The sequence below is a fragment of the Halovenus carboxidivorans genome (assembly GCF_009831575.1).
Lineage (GTDB): Archaea > Halobacteriota > Halobacteria > Halobacteriales > Haloarculaceae > Halovenus > Halovenus carboxidivorans.
Map to the genome: position 1 here is coordinate 225,131 of NZ_WUUT01000004.1, position 16,311 is coordinate 241,441.

The window sequence follows — 16,311 nt, forward strand, 5'->3', positions numbered from 1 at the left end:
CACCACGTGGTTGTCCGTCCGGACAACCCGCCCGGCACGAGGGTTAGCCGGCCGACCGAGGCACGACGCCGGGAATGACGCCGGTCGTTAGTGTTCCGGGCGACAGTTCACGACCAGCGACCGTGTTCGGAGATATTCGGGAGTAGACTCACGGGCGGTCCGGCTCTCCAACCGACTGTATGCCAGTAGTACACTCACCGACGAACAGTCCGAGCCGTTCTCTTTGCACCTATGCCTAAGACGACCATCGAAGCCGAACGGGCCTTCGACGACGAGCAGTTCGCGACCTCCGGCGTCTTCCAGAGCGACCGGATGAAAGTCGTCTGTGGCTACTTCGAGCCAGGGCAGTTCATCCCCGTCCACGCGCCGGGCAGCGACGTGATGATCCACATCAAATCCGGTACGGGCGTCGTCCGTGAGGGGCCGACCGAACACGAGGTGTCGCCCGGCGATATCGTCGTCGTTCCCGCCGATACCGACCGCGGAATCAAAGCCGACGACGACACTCGCCTCGAAGCAGTACTCGTGACGGCACCGCCGCCGACCGACGAGGAACACGCGCCGGTCCGGGCAGGGCTGAGAAACGACGAGTTCGACCCGCAGTGATCACTCCGGGTCCGGAGAGAGCGAGACGAATTCGAGTCCGCGGCGTTCGAGCAGGTTGTGCGCCCGGTCAGTCACGGAGGGCGCGACGAGGATTCCACGGACCGTCCGGCCCGCGTGCAGGTCGGATTCCAGCGCCTCTACGTACCGGTTGAGTTGGCTCACCGCGTCCGGTCCGACGCGGCGGCGCTTGAGTTCGACCGCCACGGCGTTGTCGTCGCTGTCGGTTCCGTAGATATCCACCGCGCCGGCGGACGTCTCCCGTTCGGTCGCCCGCGGCTCGAACCCGGCTTCGACGAGTTCGGGCCGGTCGAGAATCCGATCACGAAGGTCCGCTTCGGTCCCCATCACGGTCACGTCGCTCTCGCCGCTGCCGTCGTAGACGACGACCTGATCGACCCGCTCGAAGGTGACGAGCAACTGTTCGTCGGGGTTCGAGCGGTGGCTCTCGACGACTAACTGGCCGCCTTCGAGCCGACTCTCGTGGGTACAGCCCGGCGGCTGCCAGTTGACCGGCTGTTGGCCGGTGTCAGTGTGGACGAGGATGGTCCCGTCCGGCTTGAGGACGGTAAGTCGGTTGCCGGCCTCCAGCGAACTCGCTGCCCGACCCTCGTACTCGACGCGGCACTGTCCGAAGACCGTGATGAGTCGGTCCGCCTCGATCCCGCGTTCGAGCAGGTCGAGTGCCTCACTGGCCGTGGGCGCGCTGTGTGCCTGTAGTCCCTGCCCAGTCACGTTCGGTGGCTCCGGGACGGATCAGTATGTGGCTGGCGGTCTGGATCACCCCCGGAGTTGTCGTCTCCGGGCCGAGGCAGAGACGTATCGGATCCGAGTTGCGAACTCCGTACACAGAATCCGCCGCGCCTCGGCCGTCTCGAGGCTGCCGCTCTCGATTTCGCGGCCCAGTCGCTCCTTGCATCCCCGGATCTGGCCTCGAAGTTGGACCAGCCCGGATACCGACCCGACCCGAAGCAGGAGACCACACGCCGTACCGATTTCGTCCGCGTCGCCCGCCGGAATCCCCAGCCAGACCGGCAGATACAGACGGACTGCGGTTTCGTCACACCGTACACAGAGGTCGAGCGACAGGTAGTCAAGACCGTCGACGAGCGCTTCCCACCTGATCCGTCCACACCGTTTCCACTCGCTCGATGCGCGTGTCGTGGGGCACTCTCCCCGCTTGGCGACAGCACAGATGCGGACGGTATTCGCCCACTGCGTCCGGGAGAGATCGTATCGGTCCAACCGACGGTGACGGGCAACCACGGCCCGCTCACCCACGAGAGTCGCCTCCGTTGTGCTGCATTCGGCGGGGTTGGCCGCGGGCTCGTAGAAAAATCTCCGGAGTTACTCGGGTCGGTCCCCCGCGCCAAACAGACGCAGTACGACCACCACGAGCAGGATAAACGGAAGCACCGGCAGGAAGAGCAGTCCGATCAGAATCGCGATGAACCAGCCGACGGGTCCCATCCCGCCCTTGCTGCCGTACTCGCGCTGTGGGGTGACGGTATCAGTCATACCTGAATCTACCTCTGCCGGTCCAAAGAGAGTATCGACTCTCCACCGAGCGTTTGCTCTCCGTCCGTTCTCCGTGTCGGGTCGTCCGGAACCTGTTTGGCTCCACTTTTATTGATCTTGCAGTCCAATATCACGACGATGTCTACGCCACAAACAGGTGACGACGCACCGCTGTTTACTGCCACAGTCGGAACGAGCGATCACGAACCGTTCGACCTGGGAGAGCATATCGGGGACGGACCGATCGTCCTCGCTACCTTCCCCGGAGCGTTCACCCCCCCGTGTACAAACGAGATGATCGCCTTCCAGGAGCATCTGGCGGAGTTCGAGGAGGCCGGAGCGACGATCCTCGGTCTCAGCGCTGACTCGCCGTTCTCCCAGGGGGCTTTCCGGGAAGAACACGGCATCGAGTTCGATCTCGTCAGCGATATGTCCGGCGAGGCGATCCGCGCCTACGGGCTGGAGATGGATATCGAGGACCTCGGTCTCTACGGCATCGCCAACCGTGCGGTGTTCGTCATCGACAACGACGGCCAGATCGTCTACGACTGGGTCGCCGACGACCCGACCAACGAACCGGACTACGAGGACGTTCTCGCCGCAGTGCAGGACGTCTGATCCGGCTGGCCGCTGTTTTCACTCTCCGGGAACGGTATTCGGGCTCAAGTGCCACCGGATCGAACCATCCCGTATGGGGACTACTGACGACCACGATCACGACGCCGAACCGGTCACGGCGGAGATGCACGACAACTCCTGGTCCGTAAACCTGGAGACTCCCGAGTACGCCGACGATCCGGCGCGGGCGGTTCGTGACGGTGTCGACGCCATCGAACACACCGTCTCCGGCAACCACGTCAACCTCGTCACCCACGGGGAGTTGGGTCACCCGGAGACGTTTCTCTACGACGAACTGGAGGCGTACTCCGAGCGCTCCATCGAGTGGGAGTACATCGATCAGTGTGGCTGTGGGGGCCACGTCACGCGGGTTTACGTGGAGTAGTCGGGCGTGAGTGGTAGCCGGAACCGGCCCTCGGCTTAGCCGGAGCGACGAGTTCGGGCGACATCAAGCTATTTGGAAACGTGGCACAAATGACAGTGTATGGATGAGATCGATCCGGACACGATCGTCATCGCAGCAGGAGCGCTCCTCAGTCTGATCGCGCTGTACGAGATTTACCCGGATCTGAAAAGCGAGGAGACGGCGACCGCGTGAGTCGGCTCCCCCCTCGTCGTCCGACGAGCGTGTTCGCGACCGCGTCAGTCTTGCTGGTCCGACAGTGCTTGCTGGATCTCCCGTAGCTTGAAGTACGATGCCAGTGCGAGAATCGTTGTCGGCCACAACCCGATGAACTGCCCACGCTGTTTGTCATCGCGGACGTAGTAGAAATACAGCGCGAGCAGTACCGATCCGACCGATGCGAGGACGGCAGGGCCAATCGCGTCTACCTCCTCGACCGCTTCGACCGCCGATTGTTCGCTTGAGTCTGTCACACGTAATAGTCAGTCTGAAGAACAAAAGCAGTTTTCATGTGAGCAAATCACGCGGTAATCACTCGTCGCGTTCCTCACGCCAGACTGCGAGGAAAATCACGACCGACAGGAGGATCATTGCGAGTGCGAATCGCTGGTCGCCGTCCAGCCTTCGGGAGCGTTGCAGGCCCATACGCGGCATATGCCGCTCGACCCAGTAGTAACTTGTTGGTCTTCGAGAAAGATCGCCAGGGGAGAAACCGCGAGTCTCTCGTTAGTCTACATGTAGCCGAGGTCGCGCAGGCGCTCCATCAGGTCCTCTTTGTCCTGGGCGCGGCCCGCGCGCTCGGTCGTCGATTCGAGATCCTGCAACCAGGCTGGCTCCTCGTCGCTCTTTTCGGTGCTCACTTCGCTGCCGAGCGACCGGAACCCGGCGAAGTACTTCGGCGAGACGGGGATGTCTTCCTGGGTGATGCCCTCGGGAAGGTCCTCGGCACCTTCGGGGACGTAGCCGTCGTCCGGGTAGCCCTCGACGGTCTCGGGGACGACGATCTGCCAGAAGGTGTCCCAGACCGCGCGCTCGTCGAACTGGAGGATCGGCTGAATGCGGTCGTGTGGCGGGTAGATGTCCGGATCGTGTCGCTCCGAGAAGAACGTCTCGTCGGCACGGGCTTCCTGTTCGTCCCAGCGAACGCCCGAGATGACGCCGTCGGCGCCGAGTTCTTCCAGGGCGTCGTTCAGCGCGACCGTCTTGAGCAGGTGGTTGCCGACGTACGTGTCGAGCAGGAACGGGAACGAGTCTTCCTCGTACTCGAGAATCTCTCGAACGTGGTGCTGGTTGTGCTCGTTCAGCGCGTCGATCGGAATGTCGTCGCCCGGCGAGAGGTCGTTCTCCTTCGCGTAGTCACCGACGTCGTCGTTCGAGGCGTAGACGACGTCGAGGTCCCACTCCTCGGCCCAGTGGTCGACGAAGTCGTGGATCTCGTCGAAGTGCTGGAAGTGGTCGATGAAGACGGCGGTCGGCAGGTCGTAGCCGAACTCCTCGGCGACCTCCTTGATGAAGTACAGCGTCAGCGTCGAGTCCTTCCCGCCGGTCCACATCACGACCGGGTTCTCGTACTGTTCGAGACCCTCTCGGGTCACTTCGATCGCCTTCTCGACTTTGTCCTCGATCGTCGGGTAGTCGGCGGGGTCCTCGCCCTCTCCGTCCGTGTAATCTACGTCCAGGTACTCCGGAAACTCCGCTTGGTCTGCCATAATCTAATTACATATAATTACATCAGGGATAAGTACCTTTCGAGTTCGAAGACGCGGCGTTACTGGAGATGACTCACTCGGTCGGATATAAATCCACTGGCTCGGGCCGTCTCAGTCCTCGTCCTTGGCGGCTTCAACCCGGGACGAACGACGGTCGCAGCCTCACGCAATCTCTGCGAGGGAATCGAGGTCGTCCCAGCACTGACAGTCCAGGTCGTCGACCGATTCGACCTCGTCCGGCAGGTCCGAAATCGGCATTCCGTCGTCGACGTTCTGACAGCCCTGCCGGTGAATAGAGAAGTCATCGCTCGACATGATCGGCATACGTGATCGTTTGACGTTGCCGATGAAAATATTTCCCCTGAACAGAAGGTCGCGGTGTTCAGATAAGGATTGAAGAGTGAGGCGAGGCGTTTTTTGAGTGCTTATGCCAGAAAACGCCCGCCTCAGCGGTAGTATCGGCCAGTTCGACTTAGATTTTGTGGAGCGAGAAGCAACCCCACGACTGTTGATGAAGCTCAGTATTCAACTCCATCTTGCTGGATTATCATTATCTAATACTGTTTCAATTCTCGAAATATTTGGTGTTGAACGCGCACGATCCACCGTCCATAACTGGGTTCATAAGGCTGATTTACAGCCCACAGATGGACACGATCCGAATCACGTTGCACAAATAGCGTTCTCGCACAACAATTTCTTGCGACACTCCGCGCGAAACACGACGTTGACGACGCTGTGTTTCTCATCGACGGCTCGCATTCGTTGAAAGACGCTTGTTCTCGTCACGGCCTCGATCTCCGCGTCGAACGTCACGGAGATCGCAACAGCGCTGAACGTGTCTTTCGAGAAGTAAAACGACGAACCTCTTCGTTTTCAAACTGTTTCAGCAACGCCGAAGCAGAAACTGCTGACGAGTGGTTACGAAAATTTGCCTTCGCGTGGAATCAGCTTATCTGAACACTATGGAGTGAATAGTTAACACATGCCTACTCGGGGTAATCTCGGTCCGTCTCGAAAGCCAAAAGCGGCTGGTTCCCCTCCCTCTGTACGATGGAACGAGGCCGAATCGACCTCGATGGGGTGCCGTTCGATCTGCAGTCGACTCTGGAGAGCGGCCAGACCTACCTCTGGTGGCGGGCAGACGGAGCGGATTACGACGCGACCTACGGCGGCGACGACTGGTATCTCACGACGACCCGGGCCACCGGGGAACCGGGCGTCATCAAGGTCCGCCAGCGGGAGGGCGGACTCGAATACCGCTCGACGGTCGACGCCGAACCGGTGTTGCGTCGACGCCTCGGACTCGGTGACGACCTCCGGACGATCCGCGCCTCTGTCCCCGACGACGACGTCATCGAGGCGGCCTACGACGAGTACTGGGGGATGCGAATCGTCCGCGAACCGGCCTTCGGGGGGGTGATCTCGTTTATTTGCTCGGCACAGATGCGTGTCTCCCGGATCCACGGGATGCAACAGTCACTCCGGGAGGCCTTCGGCACGCCAATCGAGTTCGAGGGCGACACCTATCACGCGTATCCGACGCCCGAGCAACTCGCCGCGGCGACCGAACAGGAACTGCGAGACCTCTCCCTCGGCTATCGGGCCCCTTACGTGCAGGAGACGGCGGAGATGGTCGCCGACGGCGCGGACCCACGGGAGGCACAGGGCCTACCCTACGAGGAGGCTCGCGACCTGCTGACCCGCTACGTCGGTGTCGGTGACAAGGTCGCTGATTGCGCTCTCCTGTTCTCGCTGGGCTATCTCGAATCGGTCCCGCTGGATACCTGGATTCGCACCGCCATCGAGGAGTACTACCCCGACTGCGAGCAGGGGAACTACACCGATACCTCGCGTGCGATCCGGGAACGACTCGGCGGGGAGTACGCGGGATACACCCAGACGTATCTCTTCCACTACCTCCGCAATCGCGAGGAGTGACCCTCCGGCCCGCCGCAAGCGATTTTATTCCGGCCGACCGACACGAACGTATGACAGACCGCACGCGCGCTCACGTCTACGTCACCGGCAAGGTGCAGGGAGTGTACTTCCGGGCGACGACGCGGGACACCGCCCGAGAGGCCGGCGTCGACGGCTGGGTTCGCAACCTCGACGACGGCCGCGTCGAAGCGGTCTTCGAGGGACCGGAGGAGGCCGTCGAATCGCTCGTCGAGTTCTGTCACGAGGGCAGCGACGCCGCTCGCGTCGAGGATGTCGAGGTGAACTACGAGCAACCGCAGGGAGAAGACGGCTTCCGGGTGCGCTGGTAGCTACTCCTGAACGATCACGACGGCGTTGTCGGTCTCGATCATCTCGCCGTCGCCCGAGTAGATCCGTCGGCGTTCGATCTCGAACATCTCGTCGTCGAGTTCGTACTCGCCGCCGACCAGCAGCGTGTCGCCGTCGATCTCGAACTCGCCGGCCTCGATGGCGTCGTCGATCGCACCGACCTCGTTACCGAACTCGGGACCGACCAGCGAGTAGTCCAGGTCGATTCCGCTGATCTCGGTCGTGATCTCCGGTTCGTCCTCGCTGGCTTCGATCTCCTCGACGTGCATCACCTCGGCGACGGGACCGGCGAACTCCCCGACGTGGCCGAAGATCTTCACGCGGGACAGGGTGGCGTTCAGCGCGAGGCCGTTCTCGCTTTTGTACCCGCGCAGCGCCGAGATGGCTTCCATCGCCGTCTCGCCGGCGTCGAGGTCGGCCTCGTAGCCGCCGGCGGTCGGCCAGTCTGTCGTGTGGACCGACCCCGCTTCGTCGTAGATCCGGTGCCACAGTTCCTCGGTGATGTGCGGCAGGAAGGGCGCGAACAGTTTCAGGAAGGTCCGATGCGCCCGGACGAGCGCGAACTCCGTCGAGGCGTTCGGCCCGTCGTCGAGTCGCTGTTTGGCGATTTCGAGGTAGTCGTCACAGAAGGTCGACCAGAAGAAATCGCGCAGTTCCGTCCGGGCTTTCGAGAACTCGTAGTTCTCGAAGCGCTGGGTCACGAGATCGATCGTCTCGTCGAGTTCGGCCAGCAGCCAGCGGTCGATCTCCGCGAGGTCGTCCTCGGCCACGTCCTCGACGGTGCCGGCCTGGGGGGTGAGCTGGTCGACCAGCCGCGAGGCGTTCCAGAGCTTCTGCAGGAGCCGCTCGCCCGCTTCGAGGTCACCTTCGCGGTAGGGGAAGTCGTCACCGATGGAGGTGCCCGCGGCCCAGTAGCGGGCGGCGTCGACCGGGAAGTTCTCCAGCACTTCGCTCGGTTCGATGACGTTGCCCTTGGACTTGGACATGGCCTCGCGGTTCTCGTCCAGAACCATCCCGTTGATCATCACGTGATCGAACGGCACCTCGCCGGTGTGCTCGTAGCACTTGATGACGGTGTGGAACAGCCAGAAGGAGATGATGTCGTGGCCCTGCGGGCGGAGATTCGAGGGGTACAGCTCCGGGTTCTCGAAGGTGAACTCCCCGTCCTCCCAGTCCCAGCCGGCGTTGATCAGCGGCGTCAGCGAGGAGGTCGCCCACGTGTCGAAGACGTCCTCCTCGGGGACGAACTCGCCGCCGCCGCACTCGGGACAGGCGTCGACCGGCGGTTCGTCCTCGATGGGGTCGACCGGCAGATCCTCCCGGTCGGCAAACAGCGTCTCGCCGCACTCGTCGCAGTACCAGACCGGGAACGGAATCCCGGAGTCGCGCTGGCGGGAGATACACCAGTCCCACTCGAGTCCCTCGATCCAGTGCTCGTAGCGGGTGAACATCTTCTCTGGGAACCAGTCCATCTCCCGGCCGGCTTCGAGGTACTCCTCTTTCTTGTCGAGCAGTTTCACGTACCACTGCTCGGTGACGAGATACTCGACCTCCTCGCCACAGCGTTCGTGGACCTGTACCGTGTGCTCGTGATCGCGGGATTCGAGCAGATAGCCCGCCTCGTCGAGATCCTCGATGATCTGCTCGCGGGCCTCCTCGGTGGTGAGTCCCTCGTAGTCGTCGGCCACGTCGGTCATCGTCCCCGACTCGTCGATTGCGATGCGCAGATCCAGATCGTGGGCCTGGTACCACTCGATGTCGGTCTGGTCACCGAAGGTACAGCACATCACCAGCCCGCTGCCCGTTTCGAGGTCGACACGGTCGTCTTCGAGGATCGGCACTTCCTGGCCGAACAGCGGCACTCGAGCGGTTCCGCCGACGAGATGCTGGTTCTCGTCGTCGTCGGGGTGGACGAACACCGACACGCAGGCCGGCAGCAGTTCGGGTCGGGTCGTCGAGATTGTGAAGGTGTCCTCTTCGGAGCCGTCGCCCGTCTCCACGACCTCGAAGGCGATGTCGTTGAACTTCGTGTGTTTGTCCTCGTCCTCCTGCTCGACCTGCGAGATGGCGGTCTCACAGTCGGGACACCAGATCGTCGGCGCGCGCTGCTGGTACTCACGACCCTGTTCGTAGAGATCGAGGAAAGAGAGCTGTGAGATCCGCTGGACGCGGGGCTCGATAGTCTTGTAGGTGTTGTCCCAATCGACGGAGATTGCCAGCGACTGAATGTCGTCGGTGAACGCCGCTTCGTACTCCTGGCAGACGTCCCGGCACTTCTCCTGGAACTCCCGTCGGGAGTAGTCGCTGTGGTTGATCCCGAGTTCGCGTTCGGTCAGCCGTTCGGAGGCGATGCCGTTGTCGTCGTAGCCGAAGGGGAAAAAGACCGTCCCCTCCTTCATCCGGCGGTAGCGGGCGACGAAATCCTGCAGCGTGAACTGGTAGAGATGGCCCATGTGCAGGTTCCCCGAGACCGTCGGCGGCGGCGTATCGATGCTGTAACGGGTGTCGGCGTCGCCGTCGTAGGCGTAGGTCCCGTCTTCGACCCACTGGTCTTGCCAGTTCGGCTCGACCGTCTCCGGGTCGTACTCGCCGTCTAACCGTTGTTCTGTGGCCGGTTCCTCCGTCGATCGATCCTGTGTGTCACTCATAGGTAGCTCCCGTGGGCTTGCTCGAAAACCGGTGCGTCCGCCGAGTGTGTGGTGGTGGTGGGGCTACGAGGCCCCTACTACGAAAACCAGTACCGGAGCCACTCGGCGTCTCATGGTTGTATATGGACGGAGCGACTGTATTAATGACTTGGTTCTCCCGCGCGGCCTCACTCCGACCGGGTCGTCACTGCGGTCCCGGAGATATTCACCCACAGCATCCCCTCCGCCATCTCCTCGTAATCGAACGTCGCGCCGACGACGGCGTCCGCGCCGAGGTCTTCGGCTTCGGCCCGGATGTCGGCCAGCGCCTCCTGCCGGCCGGACTCGATTTTCTTCTCGTAGGAACCGCTTCGCCCGCCAACGACGTCTCGAATCCCCGCGGCGATGTCGCTGACGACGTTCGCTCCGATCACCGCCTCGCCGGCGATGACGTCGCGATACTCGACAATTTCTGTTCCATCGAGGCTGTCTGTCGTCGTGACCGTGATCTCTGGCATACAGTTAGTTATCGCACAAGCAACACAAAAACCCGCAGGCAGCGATTCACTGTCAGCAACGGGGGAGCCGATTCGGTGGCCTGCCGGCGAGCTATCGGCCGGTCAGAACAGATCCAGGTCCAGCCGAGCGTCTTCCTGGCCGGAGTGTGCGCGGACCCAGAGTTCCCCGATGCGGGAGAGCCGCGTCCGGTAGGATTTCCCGTGTTCTTCCTGCTCGATGTAGCCTTTCCCGCCCGGGCCGAGGCGGTCGACGTTGTAGATGACCTTCGAGCGGAAGGAGTCGGTGTACTCTTCCCCGAGTTCCCGGGCCAACTGCTGTGCGAGCTCCGAGACGGACTCGAACTCGCCGTGTTCGCCGAGGGTGAACAGGATGACCTCCTCGAATGGCTCGACGTTCGAGAACAGCGCGACCGGCAGTTCGACGACGTGGCTGCCGTCGATCTCCTTGGCGCCGATGGTCGTCCCGCGCTCGTCGAACTCCGAGAGCAGTTGTCTCGCGCTTTCGAGTCGCTCCTCCAGTTGCTCGTCGTCCTTGTCGCTCGACTGGAGGTCTTCGAGCAGTTCGATCTGTGCGCGCAGTTCCTCGGCCAGTTCGGTTTCGAGGTACTTCTCGGGAACCGTGTAGTAGGTGTGAATCCGGTTGCGGTCGCCCTCGCGTTCGACCATGATCGAGTGGGCGGCCGTCGCGAAGGCGAACGAAACCGTGCGGGGCATCGCGGAGATGTTCACCCAGACCTCTCCCTCGCCGTCGCTGGCGTCGAGTTCGCGGTTGATCAACTCGAAGGCCTGCTCGAAGGCCTCGTCGTAGTCGTAGACGTCCTCGATGACGAACCGCTCGGTCTCGGCGCCGAGCAGATTGATGTAGTCCTGTTCGAGCTTCTCGGCGATCTGACGGGAGTACTCGACGTTTGCCTCGCTCCCCACGTCCCCCTCCAGTAGGATCACCCGGTCGACGTCCATCTGCTCGCGCACCAGCGGCGCGATCAGCCGGTCGTAATCGAACCCGACCGGGACGATATGTGTCTGCATACTCGGCATGTGGGGCGGGCACCAGTATAAACCACCAGTTCTTCACCACGCGACCGAGACAGCCACCCCCCTCGCGGACCGACGGTTCACAGCACTGGAGGCGGCGGTCAGATCCAGCCGACAAAACAAACGCCCAATTAACGGGTCAAATATTCCCGATTAGCAATAAGACTTAATGTTATACGGCGGTATAGTGTACGATACGAATGACCTGTCCCGAATGCGGGGAGACAATCGTCTCCCAGACCGGTTTCGTATCGACCAGCTACCAGTGCGAGGGGTGTGGCTACGTCGTCCCCCGCGGCGCTGACTAACTCCGGGGGCGTGTCGGTCCGCCCGTCGTCGAGGCTCAGGAGACGGCGGGGAGGACCGTCTCACAGAGGTGATCGATCGTCTCCGGATCGTTGCGCTCGGCGCGCACCATGGCCATCCCCGCCCCGAGGCTCTCGAAACGCTGGAGTCGATCGATCACGTCCTCGGGCGTTCCGATCAGTCCGCGGTACTCCTCGCGCGGAGTCGGACCTGCGGCCGTCTCGCTCCGAACGCGCTCGTAGGCCTCGTGAGCGCCCTCGCGGTCGTCCCGGATGACCGCCGTCTGCAGGACCGTCTTCTCGATGGCTGCAGGGTCGGTGCCGAACGCCTCACAGTACTCCCCGAGAACGTCGACTTTCCGCTCGAAGGCGTCGGGGCTGACGGCCGGGGCGTTCCAGCGGTCTGCCAGGTCCGCGACCGCCTTGAGCGTGAGATCCTCACCGTTGCCGCCGACGAGCACCTCCGGACCGCCCTCCTGGAGCGGTTTCGGCTCGTGGATCACGTCCTCGACGGTGATCGACTCAGAGTCGAACGAAACCGGCGAGGGCTCGCTCCAGAGCGTCCGGCAGAGCCGCACCGTCTCGCGCATGTCCCGCACGCGCCGTTCCGCGTCGGGGAACTCGAACCCGTAGGCGTCGTACTCCTCCTCGAACCAGCCGGCACCGATCCCGAAGACGCTCCGGCCGGCGGCGGCGTGATCCAGCGAGGTCATCTCCCGCGCGAGGACTCCCGGGTCCCGGTAGTGCGGACAGGTCACGAGCGCACCGATCTCGATGTCCTCGGTCTCGCGCGCGACGGCAGGTAACACGCTGTAGGCGTCGAAAAACGGCTCGTCGCGCTCGCCGACGAACGGCAACTGCCAGAGGTGATCCATCACCGAAAACCAGTCGAAACCCGCGGCCTCGACACGACGCGCCAGCGCCATCGCCGACTCGAACGGCCGCCGCTGGCTCCCGGGGAACTGAAACGAGGCACAGTGGTAGCCGAGTCGCATATCCCGTGTACGGCGACAACGCCCCTAAATCCCGGGGGCGGCGCTCACTCGACGTAGGAGGGGCGCTCGGCGTACTCGATGGGGTCGGTCTCGCCCAGTGACTGGAAGGCTTCGAGCCGGAACGCGCAGGCGTCGCAGGTCCCACAGGCCGGCCGCTCGCTGCGGTAACACGACCAGGTGTGCTCGTAGGGCACGCCGAGTTCGAGTCCCCGCTCGGCGATCTCCGTCTTCGAGTACTCAACGAAGGGCGCGACGAGATCGATCTCTGTCTCGGGTTTCGTGCCGACGTCGATCACGGTCTGGAAGGCCTCGAAAAACGCCGGGCGACAGTCCGGATAGCCGGAGAAATCCTCGGAGTGTGCACCGATGAACACCGCCGAGCAGTCGTTCGCCTCCGCATACGAGACGGCCATCGAGAGCAGGTTCGCGTTGCGGAAGGGGACGTACGAGGAGGGAATCTCGTCGCTGTCCAGGTCGGCGTCGGCCACCTCCATCTCCTCGTCGGTGAGACTCGACGCCCCGATCCTGGCGAGGTGGTCGGTCTCGATGTGGAGAAAGTCGGCCGCGTCCACCTCCTCCGCGAGACGCTCGGCACAGGCCCGCTCGCGGTCTTCGGTCTCCTGGCCGTAGGAGGCGTGCAGGAAGTAGGGTTCGTAGCCTCGCTCCATCGCCTCGTAGACCGCCGTTGCGCTGTCCATACCGCCCGATACGAGTACAACTGCGCTGTCGTTCGCTGTCATCTTAGGTACCTGGTTCGTCGTTCCAGAGGTCGACGTGAAGTCGCGGCGTGTAGCGGTATCCGTACTCCTGTGCGAGTTCCGCCGTGAGCGTGCGCGTCTCCGCGAGTTCCTCGCGCGTGGTTCCCTCGGGCATCAGCAACACGTCGGTGTCACTGATCGCTGTCGCGGCGCGGTCGCGGAGCCGATCCAGGAGCGATTCGATCTCGGTTACGTCCGCACGGTCGGTGACGACGAATTTCAACTGGTGGTCGTACTCCTCGACGAGCGTCGCCAGCGCGCCGAGGTCGATCCGTCGCTCCTCGTGGCGGTCGGCCCACTCGCCGTCGCCGTCCGGGTCGAGGTCGGCGGTCGGCGTCGAACTCGCGAGTTTGGGGCTGACACTCGCCAGATCGATCGGAGCGTCCCGATAGATCGTCCCGTTGGTCTCGACGGTCGTGTGGTAGCCGCGCTCGCCGAGTTCGCCCAGCAGGGACATCGCCTCGTCGTGGATCATCGGCTCGCCGCCGGTCAGCACGACGTGGTCGGCGTCGAACCCCTCGACCTCCTCGATAATCTCCTCGACGGTGAGCCAACTCCCGGTCGGTTCCCAGGAGGTGTGATAGGAGTCACAGAACCAACAGCGGAGATTGCAGCCCGAGGTGCGGACGAACACCGAGGGCACGCCCGCCAGTTTCCCCTCGCCCTGCAACGAGACGAACAGTTCGTTGATCGGTAGCGCCGGCTCGTCGGGCGGGCTCTCCCGGCCGAGTTCGGCGGCGTCACTGGCGACTGGCATCGGTAGCACAGAGTTCGCTCGTCTCTCGGACCGTCGCGGAGACGGCGCTGACGTTCTCCGGCAGCCGGCTTTCGAGCTCTCGCTCCAGGAGGACCGAGAGCACCTCGGAGGTCGGTGGCTGGTCGATGACGACCAGGCCGTCCTCGTCGCCGGACTGTCGGAAGGCCTCGACCAGCGGGTCGCCCGATTCGACGATGAACCGGTGGTCCCACTCGTCGATCACGTCGGTCACCGCGCCCTTGTCGACGACCCACCCCTCGTCGGTGAGCGTGCCGGTCACTTCGACCGTGATCTCGAAGTTGTGGCCGTGCGGGCGCGAACAGGCGCCGTCGTGGTGCATAATCCGGTGGCCGGTGCTGATCCGGATCGGGCTGTCCTCGCCGATCCGGAGCGTTCGCTCGCCGGCCGCCGCGAGCGGACTCTCGCCGTCTGACTCGCTCGATAATCCTCTGCTCATACTCGTAGCATACTCTCCGCAGCGTTAAACGTCCTGTTTTCCCGACCGTCTCAGGCGAGTCGGTCGTCGACGACCGCCCGAGCGACCGCGGCCGCGTTCTCGACGCCGAGGCCGAACCCGTCCTCGAACCCCTCCGCGAAGAAGCTCTCGCGTGCCGACCGGTCCCCGGTTGGACGGTCGTGGTTCGAGACGCCGCGGATCGCACAGTAGGAGTCGAGCCGGCCGAAGCGTTCGAGCGCCGTCGCCGTCCCCGCGTCCTCCATCTCGGTCACGCAGTACGGCGACGCGTCGTACTGTTCGGCGAGCCACTCGGCCTGTTCGGCGACCGCCGCGCCGTGCCAGAGTTCGTCGCCACAGAGGTTCGTCCCCCGCCGGAGCCGCGGCTCCTCGGTGCTCTGTTCGGGCGTGTCGAGGTCGACCTCCCGTCCGAGACTGGTGATCTCCGAGACGAGCGCGGCGTCGAGCGTGTAACAGCCTCGTCCCTCCGTGTACGGGTTCATCGCGAGTTCACCGTCGTCGAATCGACACTTCTCGTCCCAGTCGACGACGCGTTCGCTGACGACGACGGAGCCGACCGGCAGTGACGGCGGCGCACCCGCGACCCCGACAGAGAGCACGAGACCGTCGCCGAGATCGATCAGATCACTCCCGAGCAGCGCCGCGGTCGTCACCGCCGCTCTCGACTTTCCGACGCCGGTCGGGACGACGCCGACCCCGCGTTCTGTGTACCGAAGCGGTCGGGATAGCCCCGCAATCTCGCGCTGGCGGTCGAGGTCGTAGGCCCGTTCCCACGGCGTCGTCTCGGCGGGGAGATCTCCGAGATTGTCGAAGGCCGGCAGAACGAGCACGTCCAGATCGGTCGCCATGGCAACGCTTCGAGCCGGGACGGTGAAAAGGCGTGTGTCCCGCAGTCCCCCCGGAACGAGTTTGAGGACGGCAGACGAACTAGCCGGTATGCCGACGACCTGTGCACTCTGTCGCCGCCGGATTCCGGACGAGCGCATCGCGGATCCCCGTGTCGTCCAGGAACATCACCTCCGGCCCGAGCGCCGGGCGGAGAGTCCGACGGTGACGCTCTGTCGGCCCTGCCACAAACAGATTCACGCGCTGTTTACGAACGAGGAACTGCGCGAGGGGTACGACACGGTCGACTCGCTCCGCACCGCCTCCCGTCTGGAGGGGTATCTCGACTGGATCCGCGGGACCGAGAAACTCGACATCGACGTGACTACCAGCGACCACGTCCGCGACCGCCGCTGAGAGTCAGCGCCGGACGTACCAGTACCCGAGCGCGCTCAGCCCGCACAGCCAGAACAGCACCGTCACCCACGGCGCGTGTCCGGTCACAGCCACATCGAGATGTAGCCGCTCGCTGACCAGCGGGTAGAACAGCGGAATCCCCATCGGTGTCGTGATATCGATGAGGAAGTGCGAGCCGTATCCCACCCCGACCGCGGCGGCGGTCCGTCGGTCTCTGAGGGCGGCCGCGAGCAAGACGACCGCAAGCAGTGCAACCGCGGCGTGTGTCACCCCTCGGTGGACCAGCGGCCAGCCGAACAGGTCGGGAAACAGGAAGTCGCCGTCGGGCGCGAGGCCGGCGATCAGCCCCGCGAGCGGGCGGTCGAACAGCACCGCTCCCAGGGCGAGTCCGACCAGCCCGTGGGTCGCGATTGCGATCGCAACGAACGTTCCGGGCGGATACGAGAGCACACCGGGTGT

The 16,311-nt window shown here is 63.7% G+C and carries 21 protein-coding genes and 1 pseudogene; 7 read left to right on the forward strand and 15 right to left on the reverse strand.

Annotation, left to right across the window (positions count from 1 at the left end; all coding sequences use genetic code 11):
* Window positions 1–231 precede the first annotated feature (231 nt).
* Window positions 232–606, forward strand: a complete 375-nt coding sequence (locus GRX03_RS11670) for a cupin domain-containing protein (protein WP_159764383.1) — start codon at window positions 232–234, stop codon at window positions 604–606.
* On the opposite strand, the gene nucS is transcribed toward GRX03_RS11670, so the two are convergent.
* The 3 genes from nucS to GRX03_RS11685 form a co-directional block, all read right to left on the reverse strand.
* The gene (gene nucS, locus GRX03_RS11675) at window positions 607–1,338 is read right to left on the reverse strand and encodes an endonuclease NucS (protein WP_368278371.1); all 732 of its coding nucleotides are present in this window, start codon (window positions 1,336–1,338) and stop codon (window positions 607–609) included.
* Window positions 1,339–1,383: 45 nt separating this feature from the next.
* Window positions 1,384–1,884, reverse strand: coding sequence for a hypothetical protein (locus GRX03_RS11680; RefSeq protein ID WP_159764384.1), 501 nt, complete (start codon window positions 1,882–1,884; stop codon window positions 1,384–1,386).
* 66 nt (window positions 1,885–1,950) lie between these two features.
* The gene (locus GRX03_RS11685; RefSeq protein ID WP_159764385.1) at window positions 1,951–2,121 is read right to left on the reverse strand and encodes a DUF7535 family protein; all 171 of its coding nucleotides are present in this window, start codon (window positions 2,119–2,121) and stop codon (window positions 1,951–1,953) included.
* Window positions 2,122–2,259: 138 nt separating this feature from the next.
* On the opposite strand from GRX03_RS11685, the gene GRX03_RS11690 reads away from it, so the two are divergent.
* Both GRX03_RS11690 and GRX03_RS11695 read left to right on the forward strand, forming a co-directional pair.
* Complete coding sequence (locus tag GRX03_RS11690; protein WP_159764386.1) at window positions 2,260–2,739, forward strand: redoxin domain-containing protein; 480 nt, start codon at window positions 2,260–2,262, stop codon at window positions 2,737–2,739.
* Window positions 2,740–2,812: 73 nt separating this feature from the next.
* Window positions 2,813–3,124 (forward strand): CGCGG family putative rSAM-modified RiPP protein, encoded by a 312-nt coding sequence (locus GRX03_RS11695; RefSeq protein WP_159764387.1) that lies wholly within the window; start codon window positions 2,813–2,815, stop codon window positions 3,122–3,124.
* 257 nt (window positions 3,125–3,381) lie between these two features.
* Here GRX03_RS11695 and GRX03_RS11700 read toward each other — a convergent pair whose 3' ends face one another.
* From GRX03_RS11700 to GRX03_RS16580, 3 genes are all read right to left on the reverse strand, one after another.
* Entirely contained in the window at window positions 3,382–3,615 is a 234-nt protein-coding gene (locus GRX03_RS11700) for a hypothetical protein (RefSeq protein ID WP_159764388.1), read from the reverse strand.
* A 258-nt stretch (window positions 3,616–3,873) separates the two neighbouring features.
* Window positions 3,874–4,851 (reverse strand): phosphoadenosine phosphosulfate reductase family protein, encoded by a 978-nt coding sequence (locus tag GRX03_RS11705; RefSeq protein WP_159764389.1) that lies wholly within the window; start codon window positions 4,849–4,851, stop codon window positions 3,874–3,876.
* 162 nt (window positions 4,852–5,013) lie between these two features.
* On the reverse strand, window positions 5,014–5,175 hold the full coding sequence (locus tag GRX03_RS16580) for a hypothetical protein (RefSeq protein ID WP_201289228.1): 162 nt from the start codon (window positions 5,173–5,175) through the stop codon (window positions 5,014–5,016).
* 103 nt (window positions 5,176–5,278) lie between these two features.
* Here GRX03_RS16580 and GRX03_RS11710 point away from each other — a divergent pair.
* The 3 genes and pseudogenes from GRX03_RS11710 to GRX03_RS11720 all read left to right on the forward strand — a co-directional run bounded on the left by GRX03_RS11710 (window position 5,279) and on the right by GRX03_RS11720 (window position 7,121).
* Window positions 5,279–5,811, forward strand: a pseudogene (locus tag GRX03_RS11710) (IS6 family transposase).
* Window positions 5,812–5,904: 93 nt separating this feature from the next.
* Window positions 5,905–6,792, forward strand: coding sequence for a DNA-3-methyladenine glycosylase family protein (locus tag GRX03_RS11715; protein ID WP_159764390.1), 888 nt, complete (start codon window positions 5,905–5,907; stop codon window positions 6,790–6,792).
* A 50-nt stretch (window positions 6,793–6,842) separates the two neighbouring features.
* The gene (locus tag GRX03_RS11720; RefSeq protein ID WP_159764391.1) at window positions 6,843–7,121 is read left to right on the forward strand and encodes an acylphosphatase; all 279 of its coding nucleotides are present in this window, start codon (window positions 6,843–6,845) and stop codon (window positions 7,119–7,121) included.
* Here the strand turns inward: GRX03_RS11720 and GRX03_RS11725 are convergent, their stop codons facing one another.
* From GRX03_RS11725 to GRX03_RS11760, 8 genes are all read right to left on the reverse strand, one after another.
* On the reverse strand, window positions 7,122–9,788 hold the full coding sequence (locus GRX03_RS11725) for a valine--tRNA ligase (RefSeq protein WP_159764392.1): 2,667 nt from the start codon (window positions 9,786–9,788) through the stop codon (window positions 7,122–7,124).
* 167 nt (window positions 9,789–9,955) lie between these two features.
* Window positions 9,956–10,285: a YbjQ family protein gene (locus GRX03_RS11730; protein WP_159764393.1), complete on the reverse strand. Its 330-nt coding sequence runs from the start codon at window positions 10,283–10,285 to the stop codon at window positions 9,956–9,958.
* Between the two features lie 102 nt (window positions 10,286–10,387).
* Window positions 10,388–11,314 (reverse strand): HFX_2341 family transcriptional regulator, encoded by a 927-nt coding sequence (locus GRX03_RS11735; RefSeq protein ID WP_159764394.1) that lies wholly within the window; start codon window positions 11,312–11,314, stop codon window positions 10,388–10,390.
* 349 nt (window positions 11,315–11,663) lie between these two features.
* The gene (locus GRX03_RS11740; RefSeq protein WP_159764395.1) at window positions 11,664–12,620 is read right to left on the reverse strand and encodes an LLM class flavin-dependent oxidoreductase; all 957 of its coding nucleotides are present in this window, start codon (window positions 12,618–12,620) and stop codon (window positions 11,664–11,666) included.
* A 44-nt stretch (window positions 12,621–12,664) separates the two neighbouring features.
* The gene (queC, locus tag GRX03_RS11745) at window positions 12,665–13,360 is read right to left on the reverse strand and encodes a 7-cyano-7-deazaguanine synthase QueC (protein ID WP_159764396.1); all 696 of its coding nucleotides are present in this window, start codon (window positions 13,358–13,360) and stop codon (window positions 12,665–12,667) included.
* A 1-nt stretch (window position 13,361) separates the two neighbouring features.
* Complete coding sequence (locus GRX03_RS11750; protein ID WP_159764397.1) at window positions 13,362–14,135, reverse strand: 7-carboxy-7-deazaguanine synthase QueE; 774 nt, start codon at window positions 14,133–14,135, stop codon at window positions 13,362–13,364.
* Entirely contained in the window at window positions 14,119–14,592 is a 474-nt protein-coding gene (locus tag GRX03_RS11755; RefSeq protein WP_159764398.1) for a 6-pyruvoyl trahydropterin synthase family protein, read from the reverse strand. Before GRX03_RS11755 ends, GRX03_RS11750 begins: the two co-directional genes overlap by 17 nt.
* Before the next feature lie 50 nt (window positions 14,593–14,642).
* A complete protein-coding gene (locus GRX03_RS11760) occupies window positions 14,643–15,458 on the reverse strand; it encodes a phosphorylase family protein (protein WP_159764399.1) in 816 nt (271 codons plus the stop codon).
* 88 nt (window positions 15,459–15,546) lie between these two features.
* On the opposite strand from GRX03_RS11760, the gene GRX03_RS11765 reads away from it, so the two are divergent.
* Window positions 15,547–15,852, forward strand: coding sequence for a hypothetical protein (locus GRX03_RS11765; RefSeq protein WP_159764400.1), 306 nt, complete (start codon window positions 15,547–15,549; stop codon window positions 15,850–15,852).
* Between the two features lie 3 nt (window positions 15,853–15,855).
* Here the strand turns inward: GRX03_RS11765 and GRX03_RS11770 are convergent, their stop codons facing one another.
* A complete protein-coding gene (locus GRX03_RS11770; protein WP_159764401.1) occupies window positions 15,856–16,302 on the reverse strand; it encodes a metal-dependent hydrolase in 447 nt (148 codons plus the stop codon).
* Window positions 16,303–16,311: the final 9 nt, after the last annotated feature.

What these genes read in the sequence shown, in the direction of transcription:
- queC (WP_159764396.1), bottom strand. Translation starts at nt 13,360, where the DNA reads ATGACAGCGAACGACAGCGCAGTTGTACTCGTATCGGGCGGTATGGAC.
- GRX03_RS11725 (WP_159764392.1), bottom strand. Translation starts at nt 9,788, where the DNA reads ATGAGTGACACACAGGATCGATCGACGGAGGAACCGGCCACAGAACAA.
- GRX03_RS11735 (WP_159764394.1), bottom strand. Translation starts at nt 11,314, where the DNA reads ATGCAGACACATATCGTCCCGGTCGGGTTCGATTACGACCGGCTGATC.
- GRX03_RS11755 (WP_159764398.1), bottom strand. Translation starts at nt 14,592, where the DNA reads ATGAGCAGAGGATTATCGAGCGAGTCAGACGGCGAGAGTCCGCTCGCG.
- GRX03_RS11715 (WP_159764390.1), top strand. Translation starts at nt 5,905, where the DNA reads ATGGAACGAGGCCGAATCGACCTCGATGGGGTGCCGTTCGATCTGCAG.
- GRX03_RS11705 (WP_159764389.1), bottom strand. Translation starts at nt 4,851, where the DNA reads ATGGCAGACCAAGCGGAGTTTCCGGAGTACCTGGACGTAGATTACACG.
- GRX03_RS11760 (WP_159764399.1), bottom strand. Translation starts at nt 15,458, where the DNA reads ATGGCGACCGATCTGGACGTGCTCGTTCTGCCGGCCTTCGACAATCTC.
- GRX03_RS11690 (WP_159764386.1), top strand. Translation starts at nt 2,260, where the DNA reads ATGTCTACGCCACAAACAGGTGACGACGCACCGCTGTTTACTGCCACA.
- GRX03_RS11685 (WP_159764385.1), bottom strand. Translation starts at nt 2,121, where the DNA reads ATGACTGATACCGTCACCCCACAGCGCGAGTACGGCAGCAAGGGCGGG.
- GRX03_RS11695 (WP_159764387.1), top strand. Translation starts at nt 2,813, where the DNA reads ATGGGGACTACTGACGACCACGATCACGACGCCGAACCGGTCACGGCG.
- GRX03_RS11740 (WP_159764395.1), bottom strand. Translation starts at nt 12,620, where the DNA reads ATGCGACTCGGCTACCACTGTGCCTCGTTTCAGTTCCCCGGGAGCCAG.
- GRX03_RS11720 (WP_159764391.1), top strand. Translation starts at nt 6,843, where the DNA reads ATGACAGACCGCACGCGCGCTCACGTCTACGTCACCGGCAAGGTGCAG.
- GRX03_RS11730 (WP_159764393.1), bottom strand. Translation starts at nt 10,285, where the DNA reads ATGCCAGAGATCACGGTCACGACGACAGACAGCCTCGATGGAACAGAA.
- GRX03_RS11670 (WP_159764383.1), top strand. Translation starts at nt 232, where the DNA reads ATGCCTAAGACGACCATCGAAGCCGAACGGGCCTTCGACGACGAGCAG.
- GRX03_RS11750 (WP_159764397.1), bottom strand. Translation starts at nt 14,135, where the DNA reads ATGCCAGTCGCCAGTGACGCCGCCGAACTCGGCCGGGAGAGCCCGCCC.
- GRX03_RS16580 (WP_201289228.1), bottom strand. Translation starts at nt 5,175, where the DNA reads ATGCCGATCATGTCGAGCGATGACTTCTCTATTCACCGGCAGGGCTGT.
- GRX03_RS11765 (WP_159764400.1), top strand. Translation starts at nt 15,547, where the DNA reads ATGCCGACGACCTGTGCACTCTGTCGCCGCCGGATTCCGGACGAGCGC.